Here is a 13,466-nt window from a genome sequence, read left to right as displayed (position 1 = left end):
TTGAAGAGGATACTATTATTTACGTTGGCAGCCGGGATGGCTTTGCACTCCCAGGCGCAGAAGACATTGATCCAGTGTGGCACACTCATCGACGGTGTGAGTGACTCGCCCAGGTCGCAAGTGACGGTGACCATTGAAAATGACATGATTGTGGCTGTGGAGAACGGCTACAAAGCAGGGGGCAAAAATGACAAGGTAATTGACCTGAAAGGCTACACGGTAATGCCAGGCTTTATCGATATGCATGTGCACATGGAAAGCGAGGCCAGCAGGGCCGGTTATGTAAAGCGATTCACCCAAAATGAGGCAGATAAGGCTTTTGAAAGTACTGTTTATGCCAGAAAGACCCTGATGGCGGGCTTTACTACCGTGCGTGATTGCGGTGGCTCGGGTGTCAATATTTCTCTTCGCAACGCCATTAATGCTGGCACAGTAGACGGGCCGAGAATCTACACGGCAGGCAAAACCATCTCCATTACCGGTGGCCATGGTGATCCGACCAACGGGCTCCCTTTTGATAAAATGGGTGACCCGGGAGCGAAAGAAGGTGTGGCGAACAGCCCGGAAGACGGTCGCAAGGCAGTGCGCCAGCGCTACAAAGAAGGATCTGACTTTATTAAAATAACTGCTACGGGTGGTGTACTGTCAGTTGCCAAGGATGGCTCAGGCCCTTCCTTTACGCAAGACGAAATAACAACGATTGTGGAAACTGCAACCGACATGCAAATGCATGTAGCGGCGCATGCCCATGGCATAGAAGGCATGCAGAGAGCCATCAAAGGTGGTGTAACAACCATTGAGCATGGCACCTATATGGACAAAGAAACAATGGACCTGATGAAGCAGTACGGCACCTGGTATATCCCCACAATCATTGCCGGTGTTTCTGCCGCTGAGAACGCTGCTATTCCTGGTTTTTATCCTGCTATTGTTGCGGAGAAAGCCAAAACTATTGGTCCCCTGATTCAGGGGACGTTTGCCGAAGCTTACAAAGCAGGTGTGAAAATTGGATTTGGTACGGATGCCGGAGTGTATCCTCATGGAAAAAACGCCCGTGAGTTTGAACTTATGGTAGGTGGTGGCATGAAGCCCATGGAAGCGATTATGGCGGCGACCTCAATCAATGCGGGTATTCTGGAAAACAAAAAACTCGGAACAGTAAAAGCAGGAGGCTTTGCTGATATTGTTGCCGTGAAAGGCGATCCTTTGAAAGATATTAAAGTGCTACAGGACGTAAAGTTTGTGATGAAAGCTGGGGCCGTTTATAAAAGCGAGTAAATTTTAGCTTCAAAGGAAATCAAATGATGGGGAAAAGCGTTTATTGGATGTTATATTTGATAAACGCTTGCCCCTTACCGTTATGAAAAAGCATCACATTTTAGTTTTGGCCATTGGAATGCTTGCAATGGTTTCTTGTAAAGACGAGGAAGCTGACCCTACAGCACTCACAGGTAAAAGTGTTACTTACTCGCTTTTTACAGGCTCGAATGATTGGGGCTACCAGGGTGAGGTGACATTCTCTGAGCGAAATGATGGTCTGGCGGTAATAGGCATCAAACTCGATGGCCCCACAGGCACATCAAAGTTTCCCGCACACCTTCACTTTGGGCAATACAGTGTTGAAGCAGACATGGCAGCTATGCTGAATCCGGTGGATGCGGCAACTGGTGAAGGCAAAACACTGCTCACACAGCTAGCCAATGGCGACGAGATCTCATACGCAGAGCTTATCGATTTTGATGGGCACATCAAAGTGCATTTGGGTGACGGCGACAACAAAAGCGTGATTTTGGTCTACGGAAACATCGGCAGCAACCCTGCTACTGCCAATGCGGCTAACGTCGCCAATTGTGCCAGCTGGTAAGCCTGGTAGTTATTTTCCACCTAGGTAATTAAAGGGGTTACTCTGTGCTTCAGCACAGAGTAACCCCTTTAATTTAGGATCTGCTTTTCACATTGTCGGACAGGATTTCCGCAGCCAGGTACCAGTATCCTTGCGGGTTTCTCCTCCAAATTCTGACGAAATAACCTTTTTCTTTCATCAGCGCATCTATTTCATAACTGCCGTAGCTGTAGCCAAGGTCTTGCGAAACTGCCGTCCCGGAGTCGATGGTGGAAAAAATAGCAGAGCCTTTCATGTAGGGCGATGCTTCTGAAGATATCCAGGATAAAAATGAGCGTTTGTTGTAGAAGGGGTGAAACCCATTGATGGTTGACAGGAGATTAGTGGAAGCCATTTTTTGGTAGGCCGCTTTGATGCCGTTGGTGGCCATCACATTGAACAAGTAGTCGGCTTCCTCCAGGCTCCTCGCTTTGCTTTTGCCATTGTCAGCCTCTCGTTTTCTCACGTCGTATTCTGCGCCAAACACATGCTCAGGGCCCGCTGCAGGTGCAGTGGTGCCGAGGTCAAGCAATACTTTCCATTCCCCCGAAGGCTGCTTTTTCCACACTGAAAAGAAATAGCCGTATTGTGGAGGCTGGGCGTTTGAAGTGGTTGCAGTAATTCTCCATGGGCCGGTGTTGAAGCCGAGATCCCCACCAATGGACGTGGTGCCATGATAGGGCTCCCAATAGAGGGTGCTGGCAGGTGGTTTAGGGGAGGGGATTTTATCTTTATTGGCTTCCAGTGCATTTTTAGGGTGCGGTTGGAACACCAAACCATCAGATGCAAAAAACTTGACCCATGCCTCTGGCACGCCATTGTCGCCACAAAAAGCTGCAAAGTCCCTTTCCACATTAATGAGCCCCTCGACGGAATCTTGCGCTGCCGTTTTTTGGGGCAACACAAGCAAGGCAACAAAAAATATCAGGCTCGATACTGACGCTACTTTTACGTGCATATAATTGAGTTTGAAATCAATAAACATCTATCCGCCAATTACCCTTAACCCTATTTATCGCAAACTGCTATTTTCCGCATTTTATCAGGCACACCATCTATTTGATTCGTCGGGGTTACATGTTGCCCCTGATCGCTTCATGTATGAATATAGCTAATTTTTCATTGAGAGGTAGCTTTAAAACCCAAAATGAAACGAAGTTGGCGAGCGGCAAAGAACCTAATCGCATGCCGTAACGTTATGGCTGAACGGTTACTTTTTTGGCCGGAAGTTTATAAATTGGCAAAGTAATTCACTTGGATATGAGTTTTAGGATAAAGACATCTGTAGTTCTTTTGGCTCTTTTTGCAGCATTTACCTCATTCAACGTGCCCGAAAAAAAGGCAGAGGAGGGTGGTATTAAATGGATGACCTTCGAAGAAGCCGTTGCTGCCAACAAAGTGGCACCTAAAAAAATATTCATTGATTTATACACTGACTGGTGTGGGTGGTGCAAGGTAATGGATAAGAAAACCTTTTCTGTTGAGGCCATTTCGTCCTATGTCAACGCCAACTATTACGCAGTGAAATTCAATGCAGAGCAAAAGGAAGATGTAATTTTCGATGGACACACCTTTAAGTTTGTCGCCAGCGGTCGCAATGGCTATCACGAGCTCGCCGCCACACTTACTCAAGGCAAGCTGAGTTATCCAATGGGCGTTTTTATGGATGAGGAAATGAGAATACTCACCCTGTTGCCAGGCTTTCAGGAGGCCAAATTTTTCGACACGGTCATTAAGTATTTTGGTGAAAACGGCCATAAAAAAGTTTCCTGGGAAGAGTGGCAAAAGTCTTACCAGTCCAATTTGTAGGAACTTTCGGATCTTTCAACCTTTTTGTACCTGAACGGCTCGGTTCATCAATCGTTCGTCACCATGAAATACCCGGTTAGCCTTCCTCACGCCCCCACCCACGCTAAATTCACATCAGCGGTTCCCCGAGTTTATGGTATTGATTAATCCTATATCTGATGCGCATTGTCGTCAAATTCCGGATCAAGCAACATTTCCGGGGGATTGATTTTCTTGACAAGGGTATTTTGTCTTTACATAAAGAAGCAAAACTGGTTCAATGCGTCCCGCCCGGCCGGGTTAGGTTTGGACCTTTTGCTTCTTTATGATCTCCAATCGCTGAATAGGATAGCTCTATTTTTGAGTTTTACTCCCCAGGTTTATTGCTTGATCCCAAATTCCCCTAGTTTTATGACTTACTAAGGGAGCGAGAAGATGATTGTAGCGGGCTATGTTGCGGCTGTTTTTATTGGACTGGTGTTGGGCTTAATAGGGGCAGGTGGTGCTGTACTTGCTGTGCCTGTGTTGGTTTATCTTTTCGGCATCGACCCAATGCTGGCAACAGCCTACTCGTTATTTATCGTCGGTGTTACGTCCTCCATTGGGGCAGCAATTCGCTACAAACTCATTATTATGCACTTGCGCATCGCCATGCTGTTTGCTGTGCCCTCGCTCACCACCATCTTCCTCACCCGCATGTACGTGATTCCCGCCATCCCTCCGGTGATTTTTGAAGTCGGTGGATTTCAACTTACCAAAGGGGCAATGTTGCTGTCTATTTTTGCCATCGTGATGTTTTTCAGTGCGTTTTCCATGATAAGGAATGAGCAACCAGAGGAGGAAGCTGCGCCAACCGTGATCACCAATTACTTTATACTTGTTTTAAGGAATGCATCGATAGGTGTGCTCTTTGGTTTGGTAGGTGCTGGCGGAGGTTTTCTCATCGTGCCCGCATTGGTGATTGTCATGAAACTGCCGATGAAGCATGCCATTGGTACTTCACTTTTCATTGTCAGTATCAATACGCTGCTCGGCTTTCTTGGCGATGTGGCCAATCAAGTGATTGACTGGCAGTTTCTTGCCGGTTTTTGCGGTATTTCAATTGCCGGGATGCTATTTGGAAGCTTCCTCGGTAAGAAAATAGACGGCAAACATTTGAAAAAGGGTTTTGGCTGGTTCGTACTTACCATGGCTGTTCTCATCTTCGCAAAGGAACTCTTTCTCTTCTGATGCTATTTTAAACTAAAGATGTACCTACATGAACTATTTTGAAGTAGAACCGTTATTTTCGAATCTGCGAGAAGAATGGAATTCCCGACAATAACACCTTCTTGCAGCAACTTCAACACCTGAAAGAGTAACTTATGATGGAATGGTTAAAATCGCCATGGCCGTGGTACGTGGCTGGCCCGCTGATTGGGCTCATTACCCCTGCTTTCCTTTTGCTAGGGAACAAGACTTTTGGTATATCGTCGTCCCTGAGGGATATCTGTGCCGCATGCTTCCCATCAGGGATTGAGCTGTTCAAATACAACTGGAGGGAACGCACCTGGAACCTCGTTTTTGTTGCTGGAATTGTCATTGGTGCATTTCTATCCAGTCAATTCCTTTCTGACGGATCACCTGTTGCTATTTCTGATTCTACAAAGAGTGAGTTGATGGCCCTTGGCATTTCCGATTTCCATGGCCTGGCACCTGTAGAGCTTTTCTCCTGGCCCAACTTATTGACAGCCAAGGGATTTATTTTTATTATCCTCGGTGGTTTTCTCGTGGGCTTTGGCACCAGGTATGCAGGGGGCTGCACCTCAGGCCACACCATGTTTGGCCTTTCCTATTTTCAGATGGCTTCCCTTGTGGCTTCTATTAGCTTCTTTGTTGGGGGGCTGATTATGACTCATTTCCTGTTTGACTTTCTTTTTTAAAATTGCGCCATGAAAAATATCAGGTATTTATTTTTGGGAATCGTCTTTGGTGTTATTCTGACGAAAGCTGAGGTTATTTCCTGGTTCAGGATTCAGGAGATGTTTCGGTTTCAGTCCATACATATGTATGGGATTATTGGCTCAGCAGTAGTGGTGGGCGCTGTACTCGTATTTATTATCCGGAGACTTTCCCTGAAAACAATTGATGGAGAAACCGTTACCCTTCCGGCCAAGCGGATGGACAAAGGAGTAGTGATTGGCGGCACAATTTTCGGTCTCGGCTGGGCATTGACCGGCGCTTGTCCGGGTCCGCTGTACGCTCTGGTTGGAAGTGGAACCACCGTTATGATAGTAGCACTAGCCAGTGCACTGCTGGGCACGTGGACGTATGGAGCCCTTCAAAAGAAACTCCCGCATTAAAAGGATGAAGGATTGGATTAACACAGAGCCTTGCCTTTAGCTGAGCCCAAAGTGTTCTTTGGCGATACTTCTGAGATTAGACTCAGACAGTGGCTTTATGATGAATCCGGTTACTGATTTATAAGACAGGGCTTTCTCTTTGTCCTTTATATCTACTGAGGACGAGAGGATAAAAACCTTGCAGTTTTTGATGAAACTGGATCCTGCTTTTTCTAAGCCCTCTATTATTTCCCATCCATCAAGTAAAGGCATGTTGATATCTACCATCAGCATGGTTGGGTAACTTTCTTCAGTCAGTTGTTTGGTGAGATAGTCAAGCCCTTTCTGGCTGTTCGTGAACTTTTTAATCTCTTTAGTGAGTCCGATGTTTTCCAATGCTTTGCTACAGAGAAACTGGAAAATTTCATCATCATCTATAATTACTACTCGCTTCATAGAGATCCAGAGAATGTGTATTCAATTAGTTTGTACTATTGATTTTAAAAGGAGTGATGGCCTGCAAATTGATACCTACTTATAACAACCGTTGTTTAATGACTGTTCTCTAATCTAGTTGAAAGACTGAATTATTTGTATGTATCTACTTTAAATTTTATCGAATGCTTTTGGAGAGTAGATTTTGGCAGGGAAGAAGATTTTCACCTGCTTTTTTTTATTGATAGCGAGCCGAATAGGTCGAACTTAAATGTATATTATCAACAAAATTATTGCTGATAATAACATTAAATATACCAATTTGTTTGGCGAAAGCCAGTTGGCGGCCGTTGTTTATTTTAGAAGTAGTTAGATATAACCAGCCACTTTGTAACTAGTGATGCCGACCCACTCTCTAATTAACACTTCCCAAATGCGGAGGCTGTTGCTGGACGGAATTATTAAATCCAAAGGATTCCATTCCCATGGGCCCGAGTAAAGATCGGTGCTGAACGCCACAGGTTGGAGCCCAACCTTTCTGAAGCAAGCCAGTGATCGCCGCATGTGAAAAGCGGATGTGATTAACAGAAACGGTTTTTCTGGCCAGTTTTTTTTAATAAGCTCGGCACTGTAAAGGGCGTTCTCTCTGGTGTTGCGGGAATCACCCTCAACGAAGAGGTGGTCGGGAGAAACGCCAGCCATTAGAGCGGTTTGTTTCAATCCCTCAGATTCGGATACTTCCTGATGAAGCAGAGAACCAGAACCACCTGTGATCAGGATGTTGTCTATTTTGCCTTCATGGTAGAGCTGAATAGCGTGAATGATTCTATCGGCACCCTTGTTGAAGTGTACCCTATCTTTTGGCTCTTGGATAGGGTTGGTAACACCTGTGAGAACAACGCCAACAGCAGCGTGCTCAGGGAGACTGCTGATCAAAACAGGCTTCACTTCCCATAGCTTCATGGCTAAATTAGAAATAGCAGGATTGGTGAAAAAGACCAGCAGAGAAAGCCCAATAAGTCTCAGCCTCTTTTTTAAGCCTTTTCTTTTGATAAAGTAAGGCAGCAACATGCAAAGCATTACCCAGCTAATGGGCGTAAGCAGCCAGCTAAGAATTTTGGAGAGGATGAAAAACATGGTTTTACTTGTTGTCTTCGCTTAGTTCAAGACCATAATTGATGCCTTTTTCAACCGCTGGAACGCCCTCAGTCATCCATAGTGGGGCAGGGGCATCCATCAGGTAATAATCGAAATACTGTTGCATACGTATCGTCCAGTCTTTTCTGTTGGGATACCTCAAAGGCCAGTGTGGCTGGTCGTTGTACGAAATCATCCAGGTGGGCTTTCCGAGCCTTTTGAGCGCTGAAAACAATTCAATACCCTGGTACCAGGGTACATGCCCGTCGGCGTCGTTGTGCATGATCAGCAGCGGTGTATTGACCTTGTCGAGCCAGAACAGCGGAGAGTTCTCCAGAAACCTTAGTGGGTATTCCCAAAGAGATCCACCGATACGGCTTTGTGTATGTTCGTATTGGAACATTCTGCTTAGCCCTGTTTGCCAGCGAATGCCACCATAGGCACTTGTCATGTTTGGCACAGGGGCACCTGCTTCGGCTGCTTTGAATAGCTGGGTTTTGGTAACCATATAGGCTATCTGATATCCACCCCAACTATGGCCCTGTACGCCTATTCTGTCCTTGTCAATAAAGCCCTGCGATATGAGCGATGTAACGCCGGGCATGACGCAATTGATGGCGCTTTCTCCGGGATAGCCAATTTTGTAAACGATGTCGGGCACAAACACCACATAGCCCCTTGACGTGTAGAAGGTGAAGTTGATGATTGACCTCCCAAATTCAGGAGTGATATGATTGTGAAAGTTATCGGCATTTTGCTCGTAGAAATAGACCATCATCGGGTACTTTTTCTTTGGGTCAAAGTTGTCTGGTTTAAAGAGCATACCTTCGAGCGGAATGCCGTCGAGTGACACCCAGTTGAACAATTCTTCCGTTCCCCAAAGGAAATTCTGCTGCTGCGGATTTACGTCGCTTATTTGTTCTAAGTTCAAGAATTTGCTGTTGGTGAGCTGCAGGTTGGGAAACTCACGGTAGGTTTCCCAGGTAACGAGCCACGTGTCAGCATTTAAAGCTTTCTTTTCAAATTGAAGCTGGGCATCTTCCATTATCAACTGTGAAGGAGCGGCACTTTCTTTGAGCTTAAGCCCAAAAAAGCCGTGCTGCTTTTTCTCATTCTGGAAACCCTTCAGCACTATCTCAGCATTGGCCTTGATCGAAGTTTCCTCTGGATCCGTCTTTAAGTAACGATAGGTAACAGTAGTTTCACGGCCGTTGCGGGTAATCCGCTCTTTGGTGGCAGGGTTCAAGGGATCAATTTTCCAAATATCATACCTGTCGTAAACGAGGATGTGGCTGTCGTTCTCCAGCCAGCCAGCAATGCCATAAGGAGAGGGGAAATTTGGAGAGTCGTTTTCCTCATCCGAAAAGAGGACTTTTGAGTTGTCAGTTAGCTTGCGAATGGTGCCGGATGCCATTTCCAGACTGTACCAGGCGCTGTCGGCCACATCGTACCAGTAGCCGAACTTGCCGGCGGGTGAAATATTCTCCATCACCCGGGCCTTTCTTTTTGCCAGCTTAGCTGCGCCAGTGTTGATATTGATAATGTAAATGTCCTGATTAATTGGCGACCCTTCCCATTGAGAAACCACTCTGTACTCGGCTGATTCATAGCCGCCAAGGGCAAAGTTGCCGACACCTTCCTTTGTGATTTTTACCTCCTGCAACTGAAGGTTTCCCAGCTGTACGGGTTTCTTGCTGTCAAAATGGTATACGGCCAGATAGCCTCTTTTGAGTTGCTCGTCCGACAGCACTTTCTGCCTTGGCTGCAGATAATCATCTTTGTAATGCCATACATCCACTTTGGCTTTTTCTTCATCCAGCAGCGTAGTGTCTCCCACAAGAGGCTTGGGTTGGGTGCCAAAAAAAAGCCGCTTATTGTCATCGCTGAACTTCAAGTCCTGAGGAGCCATTTGCCAGTCTTTCATCAGAAAGGCGTCGTCGGCCTTTACGATCACCCTGCCGCTGTCCTGGCCCGGCGTCCATTGAAAAAGGCCATACGTTTGAAAGGGCTTTTTCAATGTGTCGCTATCAAAAAGAAAGGCCAGTCTGCTGCCATCGTTTGACAGCCTGAGACCATCGTATTTTCCCTTGCTGCGAAACACCGGTTTCATGGCAAGGTCGCTTTTGCTCACGGTATAAACGCCTGGCGAAAAGCCTTTGTCGTCACCAGTTGACTGAAATGCCAGCCTGCTGCCATTTTCGCTAAACTCGTAGCTGGTTACGAACGGATAGCTCTGGTGCGATCCATCCGCTAGCCTAAGCACATGTAGCGTGTAGCCGTTGTCGTCGCTTATTTTTTTAGTTTTTTTTGACGTAGAGTCTTTCTTATCTGGTTTTGCTGCTGACAAATAGGCCAGCCACTCTCCGTTCTTTTCCGGCAGTTTAAAGGATTTTACTTCTGCTATTTTTTCAAGGGAACCATCGGCGAGCTTGTAGATAGCCAGCGAGTCTTTGGTAGCTCGTCTTTCTTTTTCTTGAGCCGTTTCAGGGCTCTCACCGAGTCCAGCTGTGGCTCCACCAGAGCGATCAGGTGCTTTGCGTCGAAAGTGAATTTTGGCTTGCTGCCACGGGGAATGAAAAAGTCGGTTTTGGTACTTAGATTTTTAATAACGAGGGTGTTGTCACCTTCATCAGGGCCGAAAATGTATTCGGCCCATTTGCCATCGGACGAAAGGTCTTTGGTTTTAATTTTGTTCCAACCGGCCACATCGTCGTGTGTCAGCGCTCTTTTTTGAGCCAATAGATCAGAAGTGCCAAAAGCTACTGCCAGGCACAGGCAAATTTTGAAACTACGGTACATCATTTTCTTGGTTTTCGCATAGAGGGGACGCCACTGAATCCCTTCATTACTTTTTTGGGTATATCAAAATAAAGGGTGATGATAAGGATGATGCTCATCACCCAGATAATGGCAGCGTTGAAGTACAGGGTAGGGTAGTATGTTCCCAGAAAGTGTTTTTCCGGCACAAAGAACCCAGCCCTGAAGTCAAATGGGTGCAAAGGTTGGGGCCTGCTATAAATAGGGTATATTTTTTGGATAAGGTGGCCTCTTTTTTCGATGATTCTTTCCTGCACGGCAGTGTTTTTCACCATCTGCCCAATGCTTTCATTTTCGTACTCATTTTTCAACGCAATGTACTCCTGCCTCTCCTCATCAGTTTTTGTAAGTGACTGAACGGTTTCGTCCTTTTCTTTGAAAGCCTTATTGTATCGATTGTTGTAGAGCTTTCTCATGGCTTTCATAAAGTCCATGCCCGCCTCAAAGGTGGCTTCATCGAAGTCCTTTACGTTCAGCTTTTCGTAGGAAGGTAGCTTGTCGTAGCCGATCATATCGAGTTCCTTGCCCAACTCGTTGCGGAGTAGTGTGAATCTCTCTTCCAGGGAGGCGGCATATTTTTCCTTGTCAGTTACGTTGTGGCAATACTCCAGTGCTGCTTCCAGCTTTGGCGCCCAGTACACGGTTTTGAACTCCGACTGGGCCATGTCTTTATCAAACTGATAGAATTGGCTGGTGAACGGGTTGTCTTTGTACTGGGTAACAGCCAGGGCTTCAAAGGCCCACCTTGAGGCCATTATTTCACCAATGACCGGCACTTTAGTGTTGTTGGCAAATGTTGGGTTGAGCTTGTCGAAGTTTACCACCACTCCGCTCAAAATCAGCTGTGGAATGAGCAGGATGGGAATGATAATATAAATAGTAATGGCTGAATTGAAAGCAGATGATATGTTCAGGCCCAACACGTTGGCAAAGCAGGATACTGAGAAGAGCACCAGCCAGTACGACCAGGTCATGCTGTCAATCTCGAGAATCCAGTCTCCTATGAGAACATAAAACAACGTTTGGATGGCAGAGAATGAAAAAAGAATCAGCAGCTTGGAAACAAGATAGCTCATTCTGCTCAGGTGCAGAAAGGCCTCTCTTTTCAGGATTTTACTGTCTTTAATGATCTCCTCAGCACTTACTGTGAGCCCCATGAATAACGCTACAATCACACTCATGAAGAAAAATGCCACTATGTTGAGATTCTCGTAGAAGCTGTATGATTTGGAGGGGTCATAATACCTGACGATGTAGGCCAGGAGAGCGGCCAGCAAGGGCGCCTCCAGCAAATTAATGGCCAGGTACTGTTGGTTGGAAAACTTGGATAGGAGATCTCTTGTAGCGAAGATTCTTATCTGCTTAAGTCTGTTGGGTATACTGAGCGTTTTTTCGGGCAGCGACGGTTCTGGCTTTACTCTGGGTAGCGTGATGTGCTTTTTGAAGAAACCGTACCAGTCCAGGGGTTGGAACTTTCGTTTGTCAGTCACGTGCCCGTACTCGTTTACCACCTTGGTTTCGATGATGTTGAAAATTTGCTCGGGATTAACGTTGCCGCATTCAATACATTCGCCTCGTTCCGCATCTACCAGGTTCACAATGTTTTTAAAGTAGATTACTGCGTCCACAGGGTTGCCATAGTAGATCTGGTAGCCGCCCACGTCGAGGATCACCAGCTTGTCAAACATTTTGAAAATCTCCGACGATGGCTGGTGGATGACCACAAACACCATTTTCCCTTTTAGAGAGAGCTCCTTCAGCAGGTCCATGATGTTCTCAGAGTCTCTTGAAGATAGTCCACTGGTTGGTTCATCTACGAAAAGCACAGAAGGCTCCCGGAGCAGTTCAAGGCCGATATTCAGCCGCTTACGCTGTCCCCCGCTGATAGTCTTTTGAAGAGGAGAACCTACTTTTAAATCCCTGGTTTCGATAAGGCCCAGCGATTGGAGCGTTTTTACGACTAACTCGTCAATTTGCTCGTCGGTTTTATCAGTAAAACAAAGCTTGCCTGCATAAAAGAGGTTTTGGTAAACTGACAACTCTTCTATGAGCAGGTCATCCTGTGGCACATAGCCAATGACCCCCTCTATCTTTTTTCCGTCTTTATGAACATTGATGCCATTGATAAGCACTACCCCTTCCGAAGGCTTTTCGGTGCTGTTCAGCACATTCAGGAGGGTCGACTTGCCAGCCCCACTGCCGCCCATTAGGCCAATGAGTTTTCCGCCGTCTTCTGCTATATTAATATTTTGCAGGCCCAGCTTACCATTTCTGAACTTGAAGGAAACGTTGTCTGCCTGAAAGCTAATTTTAGTGGAAGCCGTTTCGTTTCTGAATTTGGAAACCACGTCGCTGTAATAAAGCGATTTTGATATTCGGCTTCGCACACTGCTTCCTGAAGAAAACGCTTGGATTCTGTTGCTTTTCAGGTGTATGCCGTTGAGGTGAAGAGATCCCTTCCCTACATATTTGATGAAGTAGTTCTCAACAACGGGAATTCGAAGAATAGCGATAAAGCCGGGGAGGCCGTCCAGTGTAATGTGGTGAGATTTAGCGGGACTAATCTCCATGCCATCATCTGCCACCAGTATGTTGGTGTCGTCAAGCTTGGTGCGATCCGTGTACATGACAAACTTTTTCATCAGATCGATAGCCGGGTCTTTGATATTGAATCGATCCCCAATGAAATAAACCAACTCCCGCTCCCGCTCGCTGATTTCTCCGTCGGCCACAATCACCTCCAGGAGATCAATCATTACTACGATTTTCTGCGACTGGGTGAGCTCTTTGTTGATACCCTCAGTAAGCGATACGATCTCAGCCTTGTCGTCGAAATTTTCTTTCTGAAGCATTTCGGCCGTCAGGCTATCGAAAAAGCTCATGTACTTATCCTGATCCTGCCTGCTTATATTCTCCTCAAGAAATTGTAGAATGGATAGCCGTTCGTCGTCCGTTACGTCGTCTTCCTTGGCTACAATTGCCAGCAGGTGTATAATCGCTTTAAGTAGTTGTTCGCTCATGGCAAAGTTGTCGGTTGTGGTCAGGGCGCCTCTAAATATAAAAAAAGCATTGAATGGAATGTTCAA

The 13,466-nt window shown here is 46.2% G+C and carries 12 protein-coding genes; 6 read left to right on the top strand and 6 right to left on the bottom strand.

Going from position 1 to position 13,466, the window contains the following annotated elements; genetic code table 11:
- Entirely contained in the window at positions 1-1,278 is a 1,278-nt protein-coding gene (locus tag RIG68_RS18105; RefSeq protein ID WP_350125791.1) for a metal-dependent hydrolase family protein, read from the top strand.
- Between the two features lie 82 nt (positions 1,279-1,360).
- On the top strand, positions 1,361-1,864 hold the full coding sequence (locus tag RIG68_RS18100; RefSeq protein WP_350125397.1) for a hypothetical protein: 504 nt from the start codon (positions 1,361-1,363) through the stop codon (positions 1,862-1,864).
- 73 nt (positions 1,865-1,937) lie between these two features.
- Here RIG68_RS18100 and RIG68_RS18095 read toward each other — a convergent pair whose 3' ends face one another.
- A complete protein-coding gene (locus RIG68_RS18095; RefSeq protein WP_350125394.1) occupies positions 1,938-2,840 on the bottom strand; it encodes a YybH family protein in 903 nt (300 codons plus the stop codon).
- A 302-nt stretch (positions 2,841-3,142) separates the two neighbouring features.
- On the opposite strand from RIG68_RS18095, the gene RIG68_RS18090 reads away from it, so the two are divergent.
- The 4 genes from RIG68_RS18090 to RIG68_RS18075 all read left to right on the top strand — a co-directional run bounded on the left by RIG68_RS18090 (position 3,143) and on the right by RIG68_RS18075 (position 6,012).
- The gene (locus RIG68_RS18090) at positions 3,143-3,691 is read left to right on the top strand and encodes a thioredoxin family protein (protein WP_151997222.1); all 549 of its coding nucleotides are present in this window, start codon (positions 3,143-3,145) and stop codon (positions 3,689-3,691) included.
- Between the two features lie 414 nt (positions 3,692-4,105).
- Positions 4,106-4,900: a sulfite exporter TauE/SafE family protein gene (locus RIG68_RS18085; protein ID WP_350125391.1), complete on the top strand. Its 795-nt coding sequence runs from the start codon at positions 4,106-4,108 to the stop codon at positions 4,898-4,900.
- Between the two features lie 134 nt (positions 4,901-5,034).
- Positions 5,035-5,592, top strand: a complete 558-nt coding sequence (locus RIG68_RS18080; RefSeq protein WP_350074521.1) for a YeeE/YedE family protein — start codon at positions 5,035-5,037, stop codon at positions 5,590-5,592.
- Between the two features lie 9 nt (positions 5,593-5,601).
- Positions 5,602-6,012, top strand: a complete 411-nt coding sequence (locus RIG68_RS18075; RefSeq protein ID WP_350125388.1) for a DUF6691 family protein — start codon at positions 5,602-5,604, stop codon at positions 6,010-6,012.
- 36 nt (positions 6,013-6,048) lie between these two features.
- On the opposite strand, the gene RIG68_RS18070 is transcribed toward RIG68_RS18075, so the two are convergent.
- The 5 genes from RIG68_RS18070 to RIG68_RS18050 form a co-directional block, all read right to left on the bottom strand.
- A complete protein-coding gene (locus tag RIG68_RS18070; protein WP_350125385.1) occupies positions 6,049-6,447 on the bottom strand; it encodes a response regulator in 399 nt (132 codons plus the stop codon).
- Between the two features lie 348 nt (positions 6,448-6,795).
- Entirely contained in the window at positions 6,796-7,563 is a 768-nt protein-coding gene (locus tag RIG68_RS18065; protein ID WP_350125382.1) for a YdcF family protein, read from the bottom strand.
- 4 nt (positions 7,564-7,567) lie between these two features.
- Positions 7,568-9,910 (bottom strand): S9 family peptidase, encoded by a 2,343-nt coding sequence (locus tag RIG68_RS18060; protein ID WP_350125380.1) that lies wholly within the window; start codon positions 9,908-9,910, stop codon positions 7,568-7,570.
- Between the two features lie 53 nt (positions 9,911-9,963).
- A complete protein-coding gene (locus RIG68_RS18055; protein WP_350125378.1) occupies positions 9,964-10,365 on the bottom strand; it encodes a hypothetical protein in 402 nt (133 codons plus the stop codon).
- Positions 10,362-13,400 (bottom strand): ATP-binding cassette domain-containing protein, encoded by a 3,039-nt coding sequence (locus RIG68_RS18050; protein ID WP_350125375.1) that lies wholly within the window; start codon positions 13,398-13,400, stop codon positions 10,362-10,364. Before RIG68_RS18050 ends, RIG68_RS18055 begins: the two co-directional genes overlap by 4 nt.
- Positions 13,401-13,466: the final 66 nt, after the last annotated feature.

This window comes from Imperialibacter sp. (assembly GCF_040222385.1).
Classification (GTDB): Bacteria; Bacteroidota; Bacteroidia; order Cytophagales; family Cyclobacteriaceae; genus Imperialibacter.
This window is presented reverse-complemented; position numbering and strand designations above follow the sequence as displayed.